This is a genomic window from Streptomyces lushanensis (genome assembly GCF_001700515.1).
In the GTDB taxonomy this organism is placed as follows: Bacteria; Actinomycetota; Actinomycetes; order Streptomycetales; family Streptomycetaceae; genus Streptomyces; species Streptomyces lushanensis.
In genome coordinates this window covers 1-21,836 of record NZ_MAUD01000105.1, presented here as the reverse complement: position 1 = coordinate 21,836, position 21,836 = coordinate 1, and the positions used below count along the sequence as shown (strand labels likewise).

8 protein-coding genes are annotated in these 21,836 nt (G+C 70.9%); 6 read left to right on the top strand and 2 right to left on the bottom strand.

Features of this window, described 5'->3' with window-relative positions; genetic code table 11:
• Positions 1-27 precede the first annotated feature (27 nt).
• Together BFF77_RS10165 and BFF77_RS10160 are read left to right on the top strand one after the other, a co-directional pair.
• Positions 28-4,758 carry a type I polyketide synthase gene (locus BFF77_RS10165; protein WP_425424365.1) on the top strand — a complete coding sequence of 1,577 codons (4,731 nt, stop codon included), beginning with the start codon at positions 28-30 and terminating at the stop codon, positions 4,756-4,758.
• Positions 4,759-4,875: 117 nt separating this feature from the next.
• Positions 4,876-11,517, top strand: coding sequence for a type I polyketide synthase (locus BFF77_RS10160; protein ID WP_079124997.1), 6,642 nt, complete (start codon positions 4,876-4,878; stop codon positions 11,515-11,517).
• A gap of 114 nt (positions 11,518-11,631) precedes the next feature.
• Here the strand turns inward: BFF77_RS10160 and BFF77_RS10155 are convergent, their stop codons facing one another.
• Positions 11,632-12,243: a TetR/AcrR family transcriptional regulator gene (locus BFF77_RS10155; RefSeq protein ID WP_066946649.1), complete on the bottom strand. Its 612-nt coding sequence runs from the start codon at positions 12,241-12,243 to the stop codon at positions 11,632-11,634.
• A 123-nt stretch (positions 12,244-12,366) separates the two neighbouring features.
• Here BFF77_RS10155 and BFF77_RS10150 point away from each other — a divergent pair, with 123 nt between their 5' ends.
• Positions 12,367-13,239 carry an NAD(P)-dependent oxidoreductase gene (locus BFF77_RS10150; RefSeq protein ID WP_211280196.1) on the top strand — a complete coding sequence of 291 codons (873 nt, stop codon included), beginning with the start codon at positions 12,367-12,369 and terminating at the stop codon, positions 13,237-13,239.
• A gap of 334 nt (positions 13,240-13,573) precedes the next feature.
• Positions 13,574-14,827 (top strand): acyl-CoA dehydrogenase family protein, encoded by a 1,254-nt coding sequence (locus BFF77_RS10145; RefSeq protein ID WP_342671221.1) that lies wholly within the window; start codon positions 13,574-13,576, stop codon positions 14,825-14,827.
• Between the two features lie 230 nt (positions 14,828-15,057).
• Here the strand turns inward: BFF77_RS10145 and BFF77_RS10140 are convergent, their stop codons facing one another.
• Positions 15,058-16,404, bottom strand: coding sequence for a flavin monoamine oxidase family protein (locus tag BFF77_RS10140; protein ID WP_245703343.1), 1,347 nt, complete (start codon positions 16,402-16,404; stop codon positions 15,058-15,060).
• A 965-nt stretch (positions 16,405-17,369) separates the two neighbouring features.
• Between BFF77_RS10140 and BFF77_RS10135 the strand changes: the two genes are divergently transcribed.
• A complete protein-coding gene (locus BFF77_RS10135; protein ID WP_066946639.1) occupies positions 17,370-18,257 on the top strand; it encodes an NAD(P)-dependent oxidoreductase in 888 nt (295 codons plus the stop codon).
• Positions 18,258-18,607: 350 nt separating this feature from the next.
• Positions 18,608-21,718, top strand: coding sequence for a discoidin domain-containing protein (locus BFF77_RS10130; RefSeq protein ID WP_079124995.1), 3,111 nt, complete (start codon positions 18,608-18,610; stop codon positions 21,716-21,718).
• Positions 21,719-21,836: the final 118 nt, after the last annotated feature.

The following is a 21,836-nucleotide window of genomic DNA, read 5'->3' as shown; positions in this document are numbered from 1 at the left end:
GGCCATCGACCACACCACATCTGGGAGTTGAGAACCATGGCGGACGAGGGGAAGCTGCGCGACTACCTCAAGAAGGCCATCGCGGACGCCCGCGACGCGCGCAAGAGGCTGCGTGAGGTCGAGGACCGGCAGCGGGAGCCGATCGCGATCGTGGGGATGGCGTGCCGCTATCCGGGTGGTGTCGCCTCGCCGGAGGACCTGTGGCGGCTGGTGTCGGAAGGCACGGACGCCGTCGGTGAGTTCCCGGCCGACCGGGGCTGGGACGTGGAGGCGCTGTACGACCCGGACCCCGAGCGGACCGGTACCTCGTACAGCCGCGAGGGCGGCTTCCTGCACGACGCGGACCGCTTCGACCCGGAGTTCTTCGGCATGTCCCCGCGCGAGGCGATCGCGGTCGATCCGCAGCAGCGGCTGCTGCTGGAGACCGCGTGGGAGACGTTCGAGCGCGCCGGTCTGGATCCGGCCGGGCTGCGCGGTTCCCGTACCGGTGTGTTCACCGGTGTGATGTACAACGACTACGGTTCGCGGCCCCATCTGCCTCCGCAGGACGTCGAGGGCTATCTGTTCAGCGGCAGCGCGGGCAGTATCGCCTCCGGCCGGTTGTCGTACACGTACGGGTTCGAGGGTCCCGCGGTGTCGGTCGACACGGCGTGTTCGTCGTCGCTGGTGGCGTTGCATCTGGCGGCGAACGCGTTGCGTTCGGGTGAGTGTGATCTCGCCCTCGCCGGCGGTGTCACCGTGATGTCCACCCCGGTCGCGTTCGTGGAGTTCTCCCGTCTGCGCGGGCTTGCCGCGGACGGCCGGTGCAGGTCGTTCTCTGCGGACGCGGATGGGACTGGGTGGGCGGAGGGTGTGGGGCTGCTGCTGGTGGAGCGGCTGTCGGATGCCCGTCGTAAGGGGCATCAGGTGCTGGCGGTGCTCAGGGGGTCGGCCGTCAATCAGGATGGTGCGAGCAATGGTCTGACGGCGCCGAACGGTCCGGCTCAGGAGCGGGTGATCCGGCAGGCGTTGGCGAGTGCGGGTCTGTCGGCGGCCGATGTGGACGCGGTGGAGGCTCACGGCACCGGGACGCGGTTGGGTGATCCGATCGAGGCGCAGGCGTTGCTGGCGACGTACGGTCAGGATCGTGAACGTCCGTTGCTGCTGGGTTCGTTGAAGTCGAACATCGGTCATGCGCAGGCGGCTGCCGGTGTGGGTGGTGTGATCAAGATGGTGCAGGCGATGCGCCACGGTGTGGTGCCGAAGACACTGCATGTGGGGGAGCCGTCTCCGTTCGTGGACTGGGAGTCCGGCGCCGTGGAGCTGGTCACGGAGGAGACCCCGTGGCCGGAGGTGGACCGCCCGCGCCGCGCCGCCGTCTCCTCCTTCGGCTTCGGAGGCACCAACGCCCATGTGATAGTCGAGGAAGCACCGCTGGAGGAGCAGGCCGGCACCGAGCCCCGGGCCGAGGACACCCCCGAGGCTCCCGGGGCCGCCCCCGAGGCTTCCCGGGGCGCCGAGGACGAGCGGCAGCCCTCGGCAGGTGCGGTGCCGTGGCTGCTGTCGGCCCGTACGCCGGAGGCCCTGGCCGGGCAGGCGCGCAAGCTGCTCGCGGTGGCCGAGGCGGAGAGCGCCCGGTCCGAACTGGACCTGGCGTACTCCCTGGCGACGACACGCGCGCACTTCGGCCACGGCGCGGCGGTGGTCGGCGGTGACCGGGAGAGTCTGGTCGCCGGGCTGCGGTCGCTGGCGGAGGGCCGGCCCGCCTCCGGGGTGGTCAGCGGTGTGCGGTCGCCGGGCAGGACGGCGTTCCTGTTCTCGGGTCAGGGCGCTCAGCGGGCGGGGATGGGACGGGAGCTCCACGCGTCCCATCCGGCGTTCGCGAAGGCACTGGACGAGGTGTGCGCCCTCTTCGATCCGCATCTCGAACGTCCCCTGAAGTCGGTGATGTTCGCCGCCGAGGGATCGGCCGAGGCCGCGCTGCTCGGGGAGACGGGCTTCACCCAGCCCGCGCTGTTCGCCTTCGAGGTCGCGCTGTTCCGGCTGCTGGAGTCATGGGGTGTGACACCGGATGTCGTCGCCGGTCACTCGGTGGGCGAGCTGGCGGCGGCCCATGTGTCCGGCGGTCTGGGGCTGCGCGACGCCGTGAGGCTGGTGGCGGCCCGCGCGGGGCTGATGCAGGCGCTGCCCAGGGGCGGTGCGATGGTGGCGGTACAGGCGGGTGAGCCGGAGGTGGCCGCGCTGCTGGCGGGACGTACGTCCGAGGCCGCCGTCGCCGCGGTGAACGGCCCGTCGTCGGTGGTGGTCTCGGGCGACGAGGCGGCGGTGGAGGAGATCGCCGGCCACTTCGCGGAACGGGGACGCCGCACGAGCAGGCTGAAGGTGTCGCACGCGTTCCACTCGCCGCACATGGACGGGATGCTGGAGGAGTTCCGTACCGTGGCCAAGGAGGTCACGTTCGGGACCCCGGGTATCCCTGTCGTGTCGACCCTGACCGGACAGGCCGCCTCCGGGGACAACCTGCGGACCGCGGACTACTGGGTGGACCAGGTACGGCACGCCGTCCGCTTCGCCGACGCGGTGCGCACGCTGGAGTCCGAAGGCGTCACCACCCTGCTGGAAGTGGGCCCCGGCGGAGTGCTCAGCGCCCTGGCGGCGCAGTCGGCCGGACTGCCCGATGTCACCGTGGCCGTGCCCGCCGTGCGCGGCGGGCGGCCCGAGCCGGAGGCCCTGGTCGCCGCGCTCGCCGCACTGCACTGCCGGGGCACCGCGGTGGACTGGCAGGCGTTCTTCGCCGGGACCGGCGCCCGCCGGGCGGAGCTGCCCACCTACGCCTTCCAGCGGGAGCGGTACTGGCTGCGGCCCGAGGCCCCCGAGCCCGCGGCGGCGGAGAACGCGCTCTTCTGTGTCGTGTGGGAGCCCGCGACCGTACCGGCGCCGCAGCAGCCGCCGCGGTGGGCGGTTCTCGCACCGGTGGACGCGCCCATGGACGGGGCGAACGGGAACCTGCCCGACGCGGACCGGTTCGCCGAGATCTCCGGGATCGCCGGTGCGGTGGCCTCCGGAGCCCGGATCGACTCCGTACTCGTCCCCTTCCCGGCACGCTCCTCCGCGGCGCAGTTCGCCGACGGTCCGCACCGCGCGCTGGAACTGGTACGGGAGTGGCTGGCGGAGGAGCGGCTCGCGGACACCCGGCTGGTGGTCCTGACCTCGGGCGCCGTCGCGGTGGCCGAAGGCGACGGCATACCGGATCCGGGAGCCGCCGCCGCCTGGGGACTGCTCCGCTCGGCGCAGTCCGAGGCGCCCGGCCGTATCGTCCTGGTCGACGCGCCCTCCGTGACGGACGCGACGCTCTCCGCCGTCGCCGCCGGCGAGGAATCCCGTACGGCGGTACGCGAAGGCACCGTGCTGACACCGCGGCTGACGGCCGTTCAGGAGAACGCGCAGGCCGGCCCGGACGCGGGAGGGGCCGACTCGCCCTGGGGGCCGGACGGTACGGTCCTGATCACCGGCGGCACCGGCGCCCTCGGCGGTGTGTTCGCCCGGCACCTGGTGGCCGACCGGGGAGTACGTCATCTGCTCCTGGTCGGCCGCCGAGGAGAACAGGCCGACGGCGCGGCCGAGTTGGTGGCCGAGCTGACCGGACTGGGAGCCACGGTCACGGTCGAGGCCTGCGATGTCTCGGACCGGGAGGCCCTCGCCGCGGTGCTGGCGAGGATACCGGGCGGGCATCCGCTGACCGCGGTCGTCCACACCGCCGGAGTCCTCGACAACGGACTGCTTCCCGCGCAGAACGCCGAGCGGCTGGACCGTGTGCTGAGGCCGAAGGCCGAGGCGGCGTGGCATCTGCACGAACTGACCAGGGAACTGGATCTGAAGGCGTTCGTGCTCTTCTCGTCCACGGCCGGAGTCTTCGGCGCGCCCGGCCAGTCCAACTACGCCGCCGCCAACGCCTACCTGGACGCGCTGGCCCAGCACCGCGCGGCCCAGGGACTTCCCGCCACCTCCCTCGCCTGGGGCCTGTGGCAGAACCGGGGTCTCAACGCGGGCCTGAGCGCACGCGACCTGAGCAGGTTCGCCCGCGACGGATTCCGGCCGGTCACCGACGACGAGGGACGGGCCCTGTTCGACCGGGGCGTGGCCTCGGGGGTGGCCGCGCTGGTGGCCTCGCCGGTGGTTCCCTCGGCGGCCACGGCCGGCGCCGGGCCCGGCGCCGCGAACGGTGGCACCACGACGGAGACGAGCGGGTCCACGTCCTTGGCCGAACGGCTGGCGGAGCTGCCGGAGGCCCAGCAGGAGCGGTATCTGCTGGACATCGTCATCACGACGGTCGCGGCGGTCCTGGGCCATGCGAGCCCGGCCGGTATCGGACCGGAGCGGCCCTTCCAGGAGCTCGGCTTCGACTCCCTGACCGGTGTCGAACTGCGCAACCGTCTGGGCGCCGCCACCGGCGTCCGGCTGCCCGCCACACTGGTCTTCGACCATCCGACGCCGGCCGCCCTCGCCGCGTACCTTCGGGCCGAGGCCGCTCCCGAGGCCGTGGACCCGGCCCGATCCGTCCACGACGAACTCGACCGCATCGAGGCGTCGTTGGCGGAGCTCCCGCAGGACGACGAGGCCCGCTCCGGCATCTCCGTACGCCTTCAGACCCTTCTGGCCAAGGTGAGCGCGCCCGTGGACACGACCGACACCACAGCCCGGCCCGACCTGATCGCCGCCGCCTCGACGGACGAGATCTTCGCCTTCATCGACACACAGCTCGGCCGCGCGACGGGCTGACCGTCCGGCGCCACCTCGCGCCGCGCCCTCCTGCCCGGCCACGCCCCCTGCCCCGCCCACGCCCGCCATGTACCGCGTTCCTGGCATCTTGCCGTATCGAGGAGAGACTGATTCCGCATGTCCGCAGACATGTCCCATGAGCAGAAGCAGGCCGAGGCCAAGGAGCAGAAGCTGGTCGACTACCTCAAGTGGGTGACGACCGATCTGCAGAAGGCGCGTGAGCGGATCACCGAGCTGGAGACGGCGGGCGACGAACCCGTCGCGATCGTGGGAATGGCGTGCCGGTTCCCGGGCGGTGTGACCTCGCCCGACGATCTGTGGCGGCTGGTCGCGGACGGCACGGACGCGATCAGCGGGTTCCCGGCCGACCGGGGCTGGGATCTGGAGGCGCTCTACAGCCCGGACCCGGAGGAGCCCGGCACCTCCTACACCCGGGAGGGCGGATTCCTCGACGGCGCCGCGCTGTTCGACGCCGGCTTCTTCGGCATCTCGCCGCGCGAGGCACAGGCGATGGATCCCCAGCAGCGGGTCCTGCTGGAGACCGCGTGGGAGGCGTTCGAGAACGCCGGGATCGATCCCGCCACGCTCAAGGGATCGAGGACCGGTGTCTTCGCGGGTGTGGTGGAACAGAGTTACCTGGGACTCGAGGGGCCCGAGGAGTTCGAGGGCTATCTGATGACCGGCAAGCTCAGCAGCGTGGCCTCCGGCCGGATCTCCTACACCTTCGGTCTGGAGGGCCCGGCGCTGTCGGTCGACACGGCGTGCTCGTCGTCGCTGGTCGCCCTGCATCTGGCGGTGCGGTCGGTGCGCCAGGGCGAGTCGACGCTCGCGCTGGCGGGCGGCGCCACCGTCACCGCCACGCCCGGCGGATTCGTGGACTTCTCGCGTCAGAAGGGCCTGGCGCCCGACGGCCGCATCAAGTCGTTCTCCTCGTCGGCCGACGGCACCTCATGGTCGGAGGGCGTCGGACTGCTCGTCGTCGAGAAGCTCGCCGACGCCCGCAGGAACGGCCACCGGGTACTGGCGGTGGTACGGGGCAGCGCGGTCAACCAGGACGGTGCCAGCAACGGTCTGACGGCACCCAACGGTCCCTCGCAGGAGCGGGTGATCCGGCAGGCGCTCGCGAGCGCAGGTCTGACGGCGGCCGAGGTGGACGTGGTGGAGGCCCATGGCACCGGGACCCGGCTCGGTGATCCGATCGAGGCGCAGGCCCTGCTCGCCACCTACGGCCAGAAGCGCGAAGAACCCCTGCTCCTGGGCTCGTTGAAGTCCAACATCGGTCACACCGTCGCCGCCGCCGGTGTCGGCGGTGTGATCAAGATGGTGCAGGCGATGCGCCACGGCGTACTGCCGCGAACCTTGCATGTCGAGGAACCGACGCCCATGGTCGACTGGTCGGCCGGGGCCGTGGAACTCCTCACCCGGGCCCGCGACTGGCCCGCGCGTACGGAGCGCCCGCGGCGCGCGGCCGTCTCCGCGTTCGGGGTGAGCGGAACCAACGCGCATGTGATCCTCGAAGAACCCGAGCCCGAGCCCGAGCCCGAGCCCGCGTCCGAGCCGGGACTCACATCCGACGGCGGGACGGCCGGCGAGGCGCGCCGGCGCACCGCGCGGCCGCTGCCCGTGGTGCCCTGGACGGTCTCCGCGAGGACCGAGGACGCCCTCCGCGCCCAGGCTGCGCGGTTGTCCGAGTACGCCGAGGCGCATCCGGATCTGGACATCACCGACATCGGCCTCTCCCTGGCCACCACCCGCACCACACACGACCACGGTCTGACCGTCGTGGGCGCGGACCGGGAGGAACTGGTCGCGGGGCTGCGCTCGGCGGCGGAGGGCGCACCGGCTCCCGGTGTGCTGAGCGCGGTACGGTCGCCGGGCAGGACGGCGTTCCTGTTCTCGGGCCAGGGCGCACAGCGGGCGGGGATGGGCCGGGAGCTCCACGCGTCCCATCCGGCGTTCGCGAAGGCACTGGACGAGGTGTGCGCCGTACTCGATCCGCATCTCGAACGTCCCCTGAAGTCGGTGATGTTCGCCGCCGAGGGAACGGCCGAGGCCGCGCTGCTCGCGGAGACGGGCTTCACCCAGCCCGCGCTGTTCGCCTTCGAGGTCGCGCTGTTCCGGCTGCTGGAGTCATGGGGCGTGGCACCCGACCTGGTCGCCGGCCACTCGGTGGGCGAGCTGGCGGCGGCCCATGTGTCGGGTGTGCTCGATCTGCCGGACGCCGCCTGGCTGGTCGCCTCCCGCGCCCGGCTGATGCAGGCACTGCCCCGGGGCGGTGCGATGGTGGCGGTGCGGGCGGGCGAGCCGGAGGTGGCCGCGCTGCTGGTGGGCCGTGAGCACGAAGTGGGCATCGCGGCGGTCAACGGACCCTCCTCCGTGGTGATCTCGGGTGACACCGAGGCCGTCGAGGAGATCGCACGGCACTTCGCGGAACTGGGCGCCCGGACGAGCCGTCTGACGGTGTCGCACGCGTTCCACTCGCCGCACATGGACGCGATGCTGGAGGAGTTCCGTACGGCGGCGAAGCGCGTCTCGTACCACACCCCCCGGATTCCGGTGGTGTCGACGCTGACCGGCCGGATCGCCACCGGGGACGAACTGCGCTCGGCCGACTACTGGGTGACCCAGGTCCGGCAGGCCGTACGGTTCGCGGAGGCCGTGACGACCCTCCACGAGGAGGGCGCGAGGACCTTCGCCGAGATCGGTCCCGACGGTGTTCTCACCGCGCTCGCCCAGGGCGTCCTCACCGAACAGGCGGGGAGCGCCGCCACCACGGTCGCCCTGCTGCGCCGTGATCAGCCCGAGCCGCGCAGTCTGGCGGGCGGGCTCGGACTGCTGCACCTGACCGGAGCGCGGCCCGACTGGTCCGCGTTCTTCGCCGGCAGCGGCGCCCGCACGGTGGAGCTGCCCACCTACGCGTTCCAGCACCAGCGCTACTGGGTGGACACCGCCGAGTCGCAGACGGACGCCGCCGGGCTCGGACTCCAGCCGGCCGGGCATCCGCTGCTGGGCGCCGCGCTGCTGCTGGACGAGAGCGACGAGGCGGTGTTCACCAGCAGACTGTCGGTCCGCACCCATCCCTGGCTGGCCGAGCACACCGTGGGCGGTACGGCCGTACTGCCGGCCGCCGCACTGGTCGAGCTGGCGATACGGGCGGGCGACGAGGTCGGCTGCACGGTCCTGGACGGCCTCACCGTCGGAACACCTCTGGTGCTGCCCGCCGAGGGCGGCGTCCATCTGCGCGTCACGGTCGGCGCGCCCGACGCCTCCGGGCACCGGGCGCTCGCCTGCCACTCCCGGCCCGACGGCACCGGCGCGTCCTGGGTCCGGCACGCGCACGGCCTGCTGGGTTCCGGCCCGCTCATCGCTGCGCCGTCTCCGGCGGCGGCGCGGCAGTGGCCACCGGCCGGCGCGCAGCCGCTCCCGGCGGACGAGGTCCGACGGCGCCTCGCGGAAGCGGGCACGGTGCACGGACCGGCGTTCGGGGGTCTCACCGGGCTGTGGGGACGGGGCGACGAGCTGTTCGCCGAGGTCGCGCTGCCCGACGCGACGGCGGAACGGGCCGCCGAGTACGGGCTGCATCCCGCGCTGCTGGAGGCCGCGCTCCAGCCGCTGCTGCTCACCGGTCCCACCTCGCCCGGCACCGGCGCCGGGGCGCGCGCGGGAACGGCCGCCCAGTGGCGCGGGGTACGACTGCACGCCACCGGCGCCACCGCCCTGCGGGCCCATTTCGCCCCGGCGCGGGGGGCGACCGAGGACAGCGGCACCTTCGCGGTGCGGCTGCTCGACCCGACCGGGCAGCTCGTCGCCGAAGCCGATGCCGTGACCGTACGGCCGTTCGACACCGCGGCCCTCGTCTCCGCGCGGACCCGCCCCCATGACGCGCTGTTCCGGATGGACTGGACGCCCTACCCGCTCCCGCCCGTCGGCGGTACGGACATACGGTGGGCCCAGCTCGACGGCGCCGGATGGACCCCGGCCTCCTGCCCGACCGTGGCCGTGACCGCCGCCGCGATCGCCTCCGGCGCGCCGGTCGACGCCGTACGCGTCCATCTGACCTCCGAGGACGGGACCGCCGGCGCCACCGCGTCGGTCCGTGACACCACCGGCCGCGCCCTGGCACTGGTGCGGGAGTGGCTCGCGGAGGAGCGGCTCGCCGATGTCCCGCTGGTGGTGCTGACCTCGGGCGCGGTGGCGGTGGCGGACGGGGACGATGTCACGGATCTGGGCGGTGCGGCGGCCTGGGGGCTGCTGCGTTCCGCGCAGTCCGAGGCGCCCGGCCGTATCGTCCTCGTGGACCTGCCCTCCGAGGCGACCACGGCCCTGGACGCGACCACGGACCTGCTGCTCTCCCGGCTGCTCGCCACCGGCGAGGCCCAGGCGGCGATACGCGAGGACTCGGTTCTCCTGCCGCGTCTGGCGCGCGAACGGCGCGACGGCCTCGGCCCCGCGCCGGTCTGGGGCTCCGACGGCACGGTGCTGATCACCGGCGGTACCGGTTCGCTCGGCGGGCTGTTCGCCCGGCATCTGGTGACCGAGCACGGTGTGAGACATCTGCTGCTGGTCAGCCGCCGGGGAGAACGGGCCGACGGCGCCACCGAGTTGGCCGCCGGGCTGACCGCTCTGGGAGCCACGGTCACGGTCGAGGCATGCGATGTCTCCGACCGTGCGGCCCTCGCCGCGCTGCTGGCGCGTGTGCCACGGGAGCATCCGCTGACCGGCGTGGTCCACACCGCGGGTGTCCTGGACGACGGGCTGGTCTCCGCGCAGAACGCGGAGCGGCTGGACGGTGTGCTGCGGCCGAAGGCCGACGCCGCCTGGCATCTGCACGAGCTGACGCGGGACCTGGACCTGACCGCCTTCGTGCTGTTCTCGTCCGTCGCCGCCGTCATCGGCGGGCCCGGCCAGTCCAACTACGCCGCCGCCAACAGCTTCCTCGACGGGCTCGCCCGGCACCGCGCCGCCCATGGACTGCCGGCCCTCTCGCTCGCCTGGGGCCTGTGGGAGCAGACCTCCGGACTGACCGGAGGACTGACCGAGACCGATCTGCGGCGCATCGCCCGCAGCGGTTTCCGCCCGGTGGCCACCGAGCAGGGCCCGGCGCTGCTCGACCTCGCGCTGCGGCTCGGCCGTCCCGACACCGTCGCCACCCCGCTGGACCTGGCGGTGCTGCGCGGACAGCCGCAGATACCCACGGTGCTGCGCTCCCTCGTCCGTACGCCGGTCCGCGGTGTCGCCCGCGCCGCCGCCGACGACGGGACCGCACTCGCCGACCGGCTGGCCGGGCTGACCGGGCCGGAGCAGCGCGAGGTGGTGCTGAAGGCGCTGCTCGACGCCATGGGAGGCGTCCTCGGGCACGGCGGCGGCCGGAGCATCGATCCCGAACGGCCCTTCACCCAGCTCGGTTTCGACTCGCTCACCTCGGTGGAACTCCGTAACCGGCTCGCCGCCGTGACCGGTCTGCGGCTGCCCGCGACCCTGGTCTTCGACCACCCGACCCCGGCGGCCCTGGCCACCCGGCTGCTGACGGAGCTCCTCGCCACGGGCGGCGGGCCCGGTACCGATCCGGGCGGTGTGGCCCGGGACACCGTCGACTACACGGCCGACATCCGCCTCGCCGACGACATCCGGCCCGCCGCCGAGACCGTGAGTCCCACCGCGAGTCCTCGGGAGATCCTGCTCACGGGAGCGAGCGGCTTCCTCGGCGCGTTCCTGCTGCGCGACCTGATGCTCACCACCGAGGCGCGGATCCACTGCCTGGTACGCGGAGCGGACGAGGCGGCGGCCTACGAGCGGCTGCGTACGAGCCTGGAGTGGTACCGCGTCTGGGACGCAGTCGATCCCGACCGGCTCTCGGTACTGGTCGGCGACCTCGCCGAGGAAGGACTCGGCCTGGCCCCGGAGGTCTTCGACTCCCTGGCCCGCACGGCCGACGTCGTCTACCACGCGGGAGCGACGGTCCACTGGCTGCACCCGTACACGGCGCTGCGGGCGGCCAACGTCCGAGGCACCGAGGAGATCCTGCGGCTGGCCGCGCGGCATCGCACGGTTCCCGTCCACTACGTCTCCACGGTCGGTGTCTTCGACGGTCCGGTCACCGCAGGCGTCCCGCTCAAGGTGACCGATCCCACCGGCCCGGCCGAGGCGCTGCCCAGCGGATATCTCCAGAGCAAGTGGGTCGCCGAGCAGCTCGTCGGACTGGCCCGGGACCGCGGGATGCCCGTCTCCGTCTACCGCGTGGACGTGATCTCCGGTGACCGGCGCAACGGCGCCTGCCAGACACGCGACTTCGTCTGGCTCAGCCTCAAGGGGCTGCTCCAGGCGGAGGCCGTACCGTCCGGCACCGACGGCCGCTTCCATCTGCTGCCCGTCGACTACGTCAGCGCGGCGATCATCGGGATCTCCGTCAAGCCCGACACGGCCGGCGGTACCTTCCATCTCTTCAACCGGAGTTCTCTGAGCCTCTCCGACTGTGTGTCCCAGCTGCGCCGCCTCGGGTACCGGTTGCGCGACACCGGCCGGCAGGAGTGGAGCGAGGCGGTACGGGCCGACCGCACCAACGCGCTGCTGCCGCTGCTGCACGCGTTCGAGATGATGACCTCGGACACGGACGCCTTCTATCCGCCCATCGACACCACGGAGACGGAAGCGGCTCTGGAGGGCACGGGGATCGAGTGCCCGCCGCTGACCGAGGAACTGTTCGCCACGTATGTGGACTTCTTCGTGCAGGAAGGACACTTCCCGGCGGCGACGGGCTGACCGCGCGCGGCCGACGGCCGATCGGAAAGAGGGTGGATCCGTCCTGTTCGGGGCGGATCCACCCTTCGCCGCTCCCGCTCCCGCTTTCGTGCGTACGGGAGTTGTCGGCGCGTTCTACGAACGGGACCTGATCAGCTGGGCCATGTGCCGGCCCGCGGTGAGCAGCGGCTGTTCGCTCCGGAAGACCTGGGCGGTCATCTCGGCCCCTTCCAGGGCGGCCAGCACGGTGCAGGCGAGATCGTCCGCCTCCTCCCCGCCGAAGCCGCAGTCGCGGAACTTGACGGCCAGCACCTCCTGCCAGTTCCGCAGCGCGGCCCCGCACGCCTCCTGGATGCGGGGCGTGCGGCCGAGCGTCTCCAGGGCGGTCGCCGTGATCGGGCAGCCGTCGGTCCACCCCGACGCGCGCAGGGCGGTGGCGAGCCGGCGGGCGCAGTTCTCCACCGCGACGGCCGGATCGTCCGAGCTGTCGAGCCCGGCGCCCAGCATGTCGGCGAACTCCCGGTCGCCGTGCCGGATCGCCGCGACGGCCAGTTCCTCCTTGCCGCCGGGGAAGAAGTGGTAGACGGAACCGAGTGTGGCCTCCGCCTCCCGGGCGATCAGTTTGATCCCGGTGCCCTCGTAGCCCTGCCGCTGGAGGAGCCGCGACGCGGCGCGCACCACGCGCTCGCGCGTGCCGACGCCGGCTTCCGTGTCCTTGGTGCTCACGCCCTGCGGCTCGGTCTGCATGCCGTCAATCTACTCGATAGAGCGATCGTTCTAGGGAGCTGATAGCGTGTCACTTGATAGAGCGATCGTTCTAGTGGTGGGCCGGGCGGCCCGCACGTGATGAGCAGTCAAGGAGACCTCCTGATGAGCAGGCAGTCGGTAACGGTCATCGGTCTGGGGCCGATGGGCCGGGCGATGGTGAGCACCTTCCTGGACCACGGCCACGAGGTGACCGTGTGGAACAGGACCGCCGGCAAGGCCGAGGAACTCGTGGCCCGGGGTGCCGTACTGGCTCCCTCCGTCGAGGCCGCCCTGGGTGCCAATGAGCTGATCGTGCTCAGCCTGACGGACTACGACGCGGTGTACGCCCTTCTTGAGCCGGCGGCGGACGCCCTGTCCGGCAAGGTCATCGCCAACCTCAGCTCCGACACCCCGGACCGGGCCCGCGAGGCGGCGGCCTGGGCGGCCGGGCACGGTGCGAAGCATCTCACCGGCGGTGTGCAGGTGCCGCCGCCGCTGATCGGCAGGCCCGGGTCCTCCACCTACTACAGCGGTCCCAAGGATGTCTTCGACGCCCACGAGGACACCCTGAAGGTCCTCACCGACGCGGACTACCGCGGCGAGGACGCCGGCCTCGCGGCCATGTACTACCAGGCCCAGATGACCATCTTCTGGACCACGATGCTGAGCTACTACCAGACCCTCGCCCTGGGCCAGGCCAACGGTGTCCCGGCGAAGGAACTGCTGCCCTACGCCACGATGATGACGTCGATGATGCCGCACTTCCTGGAGCTCTACGCCGAGCACGTGGACTCCGCGGACTACCCGGGCGACGTGGACCGGCTCGCGATGGGCGCGGCCAGTGTCGAGCACGTCCTGCACACACATCAGGACGCGGGCGTCAGCACCGTGCTGCCGGCCGCCGTCGCCGAGATCTTCAAGGCGGGCATGGACAGGGGCTTCGCCGAGAACAGCTTCTCCAGCCTCATCGAGGTGCTCAAGAGGCCGGCGGTCTGAGGCGACGGCCACCACGGTCGCCGGCGGTCCGGGACGACGGCCGCCGGATCGGACCGGCCATCGCCCGGACGGCCGGGGCGAGTGCCGTCAAAAGCGGCGTGTGGCGTGAATGCGCGGGTACCGGGGTGAGTTCCGTGCTGTCATTCCCGAGGGAATCCCGACCTCGGCGAGATTCCATGAATCGCGGCGCCCTGATTCCGGCTGCCAGTAATTTCCAAACCCCGTCAAGGGGCTGAAACCGTGGCTGTAACTCGTCGCCCATATCCGTGGAGCACGAGGTAATCACACGGTAATCGCAGGCAGGGGAGCGCGGTTACTGACAGGTGAGCAGTCGTTGTCGAAGGCGCTGTCCGTTCTTGCTAGCCTCGCCATCGGTTCCACTCAGGAAAAGCTGCGACGAGGAGATGGAATGGCTGACGCCGGGCAGGAAACCGCATCCGTTCTGGATGCTGTGCGGAGCGTTGTCCCGACGCTGAGGGCAAATGGTCCGGAGGCCGAAAGGCGGGGATGGATACCGGACGAGAACATTGAACTCCTGGAAAAGGCCGACGTCTTCCGTATCGCGGTTCCGCGCCGGTTCGGCGGTCTCGACCTGCCGGTAGCCGACCAGGTGGACATCGTGGCGGAGATCGCCCGCGGCTGTGGTTCGACCGGCTGGGTCGCCTGTGCCTGGGTCTCCAGCGCCTGGATCGCGAGCCAGTATCCGGACCAGGCCCAGGAGGAGATCTTCGCGGGCGGCTCGGTCCGTATCTCCGGAGGGTTCACGCCGACCGGCACCGCCGTCGAGACCGAGGGCGGATACGTTCTCAATGGCAGCTGGCGCTTCAACACGGGTATCCGGGGCGCCGACTGGAACATTTACGCGGCCATGCTGGAATCCAAGGACGGCGAGCCTGTTGAGGTCTTCGCCATCGTCCCGGCCTCCGAAGTGGAGATCGCCGACGACTGGGACGTCACCTCGGCGTCCGGTACGGGAAGTTTCACCACCACGGTGAAGAACCTGTTCGTGCCGGCCCACCGGATGGTCGACGGGATCGAGGTGCTGGAGGGCCTCGTCGGCGGACGTTCCAACACCGGGGCGAACGGCCGTAACTACGGGCTGACCGCCTATGTCATGGCATTGTCCGTACCGGTCTTTATCGGCCTGGCCCGTGCCGCGTTGGAGCTCACCCTCGAACGGGTCCCCGGCAAGGCTCTCGCCTACACACATTGGAGCGACCAGAGCCAGCACCCGCACACCCAGATTCAGGTGGGTCTCGCGGCCAACCGGATCACCGCGGCCGAGGCGCTCGCCGCCGGCTGGGCGCGTGACATGCAGCGGGGCGCCGACGCGGGCGTCCAGCTGGAGGTACCGGAAAAGGCCGCCATGCGCGGGCAGATGGGATTCGCCGTCCAGCTGGCCAAGGAGGCGGTGGACACCCTGCACGCCGTGAGCAGTGCCTCGGTCATCGCGCGCGCCTCGGCGTTCCAGCGTGTCTACCGCGACATCCAGGGCCTCTACCTGCACGGCCTGATGAACCCGCTGAGCAGCTTCGAGGTGCACGGGCGCGTCCTGCTCGGACTCGACCCCGACAACGACTACCTGTGACCCGACCGGCCGCGACGCACGACACCGTGCCCGGTCCCGTCCGTCAGGACCGGGCACGGCGTCGTCCTCGCGCGCGTACACCTGTACCGCGCGCGAGGGCAGTGGCCGGGAGCCCGGCCGGACACCGTGGTCGGTGTCCGGCCGGGCCCGGGGCACGGGCCGCGCCCCACCGGGCACGGAGGATCCGCGGTCCGGTGGGACACACACTCATCGGAGTCTTCGCACCGAGGTCAGATCATCGTCGCGATCTGCTGGGCGGCACGCAGGCCCGACTCGATGGCGCCGTCGATGTATCCGCTCCAGCCGTTGGCGATGTCGCCGCTGGCGAAGGCGAGCCGGCTGCCGGGCTGCTGGACGTTGGGGTACAGGTTGGTCAGCTGACCGGGCTTCCTGAAGGCCCAGCCGCCGCGGGAGTACGCGTCGCTGCCCCAGCGCTGGGACTTGACGCCGAGGATGTTGACGTTCGCGCCCAACTGGCTGACGGCGGCGCTGATCTGGGCCGTGTTCGTGGGGTCGAAGTTCGGGTCGGTGCTGAAGGCCGAGTAGAGCATGCCGCCGCTGGACGTGACCTTGTCCGGGATCATCATGGTGATCGGCGAACCGCCCTCCGCGCCCTGGGCGTAGAACCTGCCCTGCGGGCTCTGCGCGTGGATCCAGAGCTTGGTGCCCGTCCTCACGCCTATGCCCTGGGACGCCGCGGTGGTCTGCGCCGCCGGCAGCGACGGCGTGAACTTGATCGTCTGCCATACGTTGACAGGGACGGCGAGCACGACACCCTTCGCGGACGCCGTCACCCCGGCCGTCGTGGTCACGTGGTAGGTCGTGCCGCTCAGGGCTATCTGGGCGACCGGGGAGTTGAGACGCACGGTGGGCTGCGACTCGTTCAGCATGGCGTTGAGCAGGCCCACGGTGCCCGTCGACATGCGGTACTTCATGGTCTCGTTCCAGCCGTCGTTGTTCCAGCCGGACAGGGCCCACCACTGGGCCAGCATGGTCAGCGCGCCGTTCGAGCTGGAGCCGCCCGAGTACACCGCGGTCTGCCCGTTGACCAGAAGCTCCTGCTCGGGCGTGAGGCTCATCTGGTTGAGGCGGGCGCGCAGCGAGAGGTTGTCGATGCCGGCGAGCAGGTCCGCCCGGTACAGCGGCTCGAAAGGACGCTCGAAGTACTGCTGGGAGCCTTCGAAGATCCTCTCGTACGTCGCACCCATGCGGGTGAAGCCCTCGTCGGGAGTGAACTCGGCAGGTCCCGACGGCGTGGGGAAGAAGGTGCGCTCCGGAGCCGCGTCCGCGACCAGAGGGATTCCGTACCTCTTGAGCTCGGCACCGACGTGAGGCTGGGTCAACTCGACCCAGGTACCACCCAGCTCGATCTGCTGTCCGGCGAAGGTGTCGGTCCAGGTGCGTCCGCCGATGCGGTTGCGCGCCTCGAGGACCAGCACCTGGTAGCCCTTGAGCCTGAGTTCACGCGCGGCGGTGATGCCGGCGTATCCCGCGCCGACGACGATGACGTCGTAGGTCACGCGCGGGGAGGCGGACGCCTGGGCGGGCGCGAAGACCTCGGGTGCCGCGGCGGCCACGGCAGTGGCCGCGGTAATGCCCGCTCCGGCCCGGAGAATCGAGCGTCGGGAGAATCTACCCGCGGAACCGGAGCTTGATTTGCTGTTCTGCACTGTTCTGCCTTCTGTCGGTCCTGGCGAAGGATCGGCTCGCCTGTCGCAGACCGTACTTGACCGAATTCGGTCTTCACTCATGCGCCGGTAATGGGCTACTCATCACCTCGGCGCCGTCCGGGCAAGGAGGAAACAAGCCGTTTACACGCTTCTGGCGGAATCCCACTCTCCGGTCATCGGTCGTCAACTCGTGGGTAAGGGACCGGTCTCGACGGAGAATCGAGTGCGCCGAATGCGGGTACCCTCTTCGGCGATCATTTTGCGCACGTGGTTCCGGGCCGGCGGTCAGGTGCTCCGGGCCCGCGAAGGCCGCCCGGACAACGGCCGGACAGGGCCTGCCCGGCGACGGAAGTGACCGAGGAACCGCGGGAGTCGACCGCGCCGGTGTACTTCCTGCCCAGGCCGGCCCGTGGCAAACAGGATTCGACGGGGAGCGTGCCGCCGAGTGCGTACGGTCCCTCGGCCGTCCTCGGCTCCCCGCTCCGCGCCGCCATGACGTGAGGGAGTGACGGCCGCGCGGGTGACGGCTGTACGGGTGAAGCTCACGGGTCTGACGGACCGGTCGTACCGGCGACAGGGGCTCGCCAACTTCACGGTGGGCCCGTTATGTTGCGGCGTCATTCCCCCGCGCGTGGGGCGATGAGCGCCCGTCAGGACGAAGCGTGCAAGGGTTACTTACCAATTGGTGAGCGCTAACCAGAAAGTAGGTACTTGCCGCCTGCGAAGTGCTGGGCCAATCTCTTGGAAGGGCCTGCGTTCCGGGTGAGCTGATGTGCGCCGCGACCCAGGTCCGCCCTGTAATCATGTGCAATTGAGATCGGCGCGGCTTTCGTGCGCGGCGTTTGTTCTCCCTGCGAGAATGGAATTTTCTGATGGCGGTTGAGAATCGCACCCCCGTCACGGTCATCGGCCTGGGCCTCATGGGCCAGGCGCTGGCCGGGGCCTTCCTCAAGGCGGGCCACCCCACGACCGTGTGGAACCGGTCGGCCGAGAAGGCCGCCGACCTGGTCTCCGAGGGAGCGGTGCTCGCCCCTTCGGCCGAGGACGCGGTCAAGGCCAGTGGCCTGGTCGTGCTGTGCGTGACGGACTACGACGTCGTGCACACCGTGCTGGACCCGCTGAGCGGCGAACTGTCCGGCAAGACGCTGGTCAACCTCACCTCCGGTCACTCCGAGGGTGCCCGTGAGACGGCCGAGTGGGCGGCCAAGCTCGGAGCCGCGTACCTCGACGGTGCGATCATGGCCATCCCCCCGGTCATCGGCACGGAGCACGCCGTTCTGCTGTACGCCGGCTCCAAGGAGGTGTACGACGCCAACGAGTCCGCCCTGCAGGCCGTCGCCCCCGCCGGTACGACGCACCTGGGTGAGGACCACGGGCTGGCCTCGCTGTACGACGTGGCGCTCCTCGGCATCATGTGGGGCGTCCTGAACAGCTTCCTGCACGGCGCCGCCCTCCTGGGCGCCGCGAATGTGAAGGCGTCCACCTTCGCGCCCTTCGCGAACAACTGGATCGGCGCCGTGACCAACTTCGTCACCGCCTACGCGGGCCAGATCGACGAGGGCGACTTCACCGCCCACGACGCCACCATCGACACCCACCTGGCGACGATGATCCACCTGATCCACGAGAGCGAGGCCACGGGCATCAGCCCCGAACTGCCCGAGTTCGTCAAGGCGCTGACCGACCGCGCCGTGGCCGCCGGCCAGAACGGTCTCAGCTACGCCGCGATGATCGACCAGTTCCGGAAGCCCTCGAAGTAACACGGTTCTCGAACTGACACGGCGGTGATGCCCCGAGGCGGGGCAGGTATCGCTTCCCGGGTGTGACGGACGGCCCCGGTGCCCAGTTGGGCACCGGGGCCGGTTCCTTTTGCGGGACCCGCGCCGGCCGCGCCGACGGGCCCGCTCCCCCGAGGACCGGTGTCCTGCGGGCGACGCGATAAGGGTTGACAGTGGTCAGTCATTGGCGCAGTCTCTCGGGAGAGCGCTCTCCGACGGATTTCCAGTCACGGAGCGATGAGTCCGGAGCCACCGACAGCCACCCATCGCGTGCCGTCGCTGACCGTGCCACGACGTTGTGGTGGACAGGTACCACACCCGTGGAGATGCATATGAGCCTCCTGTCCCTCTTCCGCTTACGTGTACGCGTACGCGGAAACGCCCGGCGCCGGAGACCCCTGGTCGCGCTGGCCGTCGCGTTGAGCCTCGCGACGGGCGGTGCCGTCGGGACGTCGGCCGGCAGTGCGGAGGCCGCCGACACCCTGCTCTCGCAGGGCAGGGCCGTCACGACCTCCTCGACCGAGAACGCCGGCACACCCGCCTCGGCCGCTGTCGACGGCGACGCCGGGACCCGCTGGTCCAGCGCCGCCGCCGACCCGCAGTGGCTTCAGATCGATCTCGGCGCCACCGCGGCGATCAGCTCCGTCGTCCTCAACTGGGAGACGGCGTACGCCACATCGTTCAAGATCCAGGTGTCGGGCGACGCCCAGAACTGGACCGACGTCTACTCCACGACGACCGGGCCCGGCGGCAGCCAGACACTCACCGTCAGCGGCTCCGGCCGCTATGTGCGGATGTACGGGACGGCCCGGGCCACCGGGTACGGCTACTCCCTCTGGGAGTTCCAGGTCTACGGTTCGGCCGGTGGCACCGGCGGAGGCCCCTCCGGAACGCCCGTCTCCGCCTACAAGCAGGTGTCCGCCTCGACCTGGGAGGGCGCCAACGCGCCCGCGGCGGCGCTGGACGGCCGCGCGGACACCCGCTGGTCGAGCCAGTTCGCCGACAACCAGTGGATCCAGGTGGACCTCGGCGGCGCGGCCAGGATCAACGGCATCGTGCTGAACTGGGAGTCGGCCTACGCCACGGGCTACCGCATCGAGGTGTCCGACAACGCCTCGGCCTGGTCCACCGTCCACTCCACCACCACCGGCCGGGGCGGAACCGAGACACTCGACATCACCGGCCAGGGACGGTACGTCCGGCTGTACGCCACCACCCGCGCCACCGGATACGGCGTCTCGCTCTGGGAGTTCCAGGTCTTCGGATCCGTCGACAGCTCCTCCGCCACCGCGCCTCTGCTCTCCGGGCCCACCAAGGCGCCCGCGACGCTCAACCAGTTCGCGCTGTCCGCGCCCGCCGACCGGGCCATGATCACCAGCACCCGCAGGCCCGCGTTCTCCTGGGCCCCCGTCCAGGGCGCCGTCCGCTACGAGCTCTGGCTCAATGTCACGCGTAACGACTACGACTTCGCCGCCTCGGGCAACCTCCTCGACCTGTACACCAAGGTCGCCGAGCCCACCGCCGCGACGTACACGCCGAGTTGGGACATCACCGACCGGTGGACCTACAAGTGGTTCGTCGTCGCGGTGAGCGGCTCCGGTGCGAGGACCACCTCCAACATCCGTGCCTTCAGCGTCTATCTGCCGGCGGTCGAGACCGTCGGCGACGGCGTGGCTCTCGTCAACGGCGCCCGCGACCTGAACAAGAACGGGGCCATCGAACCGTACGAGGACTGGCGCCAACCGGTCGAGACACGGGTCGGTGATCTCCTCGGCAGAATGACGCTGGAGGAGAAGGCCTTCCAGATGTTCTACAACGTCCAGTCGTACCCCAGGTCCGGCTGGCACTTCGGACCGGCTCAGCCGGCCGACCTCCATGACATCCTGCTCTCCACGGCGGCCACGAGGCTCGGAATCCCGCCGGTCTCCGCGGGAGACACCACCGCCGGCTACCAGACCACCTATCCGTTGCAGAGCACGCTCGCCGCGAACAGGAACTACGCGCTCGATCATCAACTGGGCGACATGCAGCGCAAGGAGCAGCTGGAGGTCGGCACCCGCGGGACGCTCTCACCGCTCGCGGAGGTCGGCACCAAGGTGCTCTATCCCCGTATCCAGGAGGGCGGCGGCGAGAACGCCGATGTCGTGGCCGCTCAGCTGCGGGCCCTGGTGGCCGGTCTCCAGGGAGGCCCGGAGCTCAATCCCGCCTCCGTCCTCGCGACCGTCAAGCACTGGCCCGGTGAAGGCGCCGGCGGTGAGGCGGGCATCGTCTACGACGGGGTGACCATCAAGTACCACATGATCCCCTTCCGGGCGGCGATGGAGGCCGGTGCCGTCAACATCATGCCCGGGTACGCGGGCAGTTCCTATCTCGACCCGGGCGGGCCGGGCGCGGGCGACAGCGCCAAGATCCTCGCGTATCTGCGGCAGAACCTCGGCTACACGGGACTCATCACCACGGACTGGCTGCCCTCCGGCGCCTGGGTGAACGCGGCCAACGCCGGTTCCGACGTGATGGGCGGAGCCGATCCCGGCGCGACCGGTTTCACCATGGCGGACTTCCAGACCCGGGTGCCGCTCGCGCGGATCAACGACGCGGTGACGCGGATCCTCCGGCTGAAGTTCCAGCTCGGCGTCTTCGAACGCCCTTACGGCGACCCGGTGAACGGTCCCTACCGGTTCCACCAGCCCAGTTATGTCGCGCTGGCGAACCAGGCCGCGCGCGAGTCCCACACGCTGCTCAAGAACAACGGTGTGCTTCCGGTCAGGCTCAACCGCGGTGACAACATCGTGGTGGCGGGCGCCCGCGCCACCGACGGCGCCGCGTGCTGCATCTGGTCCAGCTACTTCCACCCCAACTACGGTTCGCAGACCACTCTGGAAGCCATCAGAGCCAGGGCCTCCACCGCCGGTGTCAACGTCTACCAGGACACCGGACCGTCACCCAAGCTGGCCGTCGTGGCCGTGGGCGAGCCGTCGTACACCCACGCCACCGCCTGGCCGAACCTCCAGCCCCATCTGCCGGCGGACCAGCTCGCCCTGATCCAGAACTTCAAGAATCAGGGGATCCCGGTGGTCGTGGTGCTGACCCTGCCACGGCCGATCGTGATCAGCGAGTGGAACGGTCTGGCGGACGCCATCGTGGTCACCTACCGAGGCGGTGAGGAGGTGGGACCCGCCACGGCCTCCCTGCTCTTCGGCGACTACACGCCCAAGGGCAAGCTTCCCTGGCAGCTGCCCAGAAGCCTCGACCAGATCCTGAAGCCGGGCGGCGGTGACGTACAGGCGGACGCGAACGAGAAGTGGGATCTTCCGTACGATCTCGGCGCCACGGACGCCGAACGCGCGGACATCCGGGCGAAGATCGACGCCGGCCAGCCGGTGCCGACGACCTACGGAAACCCGCTCTACCCCTACGGCGCGGGCCTGTCCGGCTGGAACTAGGGGCTGTCCGGGCGATCTTCGTGGATCAGGCCGCGGCGTCCGGTGCGGTGGATCGCAAGGCGGAGGATCGCCCGTGTACTGGACGTACTCGGGCGACTCCGACAACGCCGCGAGGTGC

Coding starts and splice junctions, on each gene's coding strand:
- BFF77_RS10160 (WP_079124997.1), top strand. CDS start 4,876: ATGTCCGCAGACATGTCCCATGAGCAGAAGCAGGCCGAGGCCAAGGAG.
- BFF77_RS10155 (WP_066946649.1), bottom strand. CDS start 12,243: ATGCAGACCGAGCCGCAGGGCGTGAGCACCAAGGACACGGAAGCCGGC.
- BFF77_RS10150 (WP_211280196.1), top strand. CDS start 12,367: ATGAGCAGGCAGTCGGTAACGGTCATCGGTCTGGGGCCGATGGGCCGG.
- BFF77_RS10135 (WP_066946639.1), top strand. CDS start 17,370: ATGGCGGTTGAGAATCGCACCCCCGTCACGGTCATCGGCCTGGGCCTC.
- BFF77_RS10130 (WP_079124995.1), top strand. CDS start 18,608: ATGAGCCTCCTGTCCCTCTTCCGCTTACGTGTACGCGTACGCGGAAAC.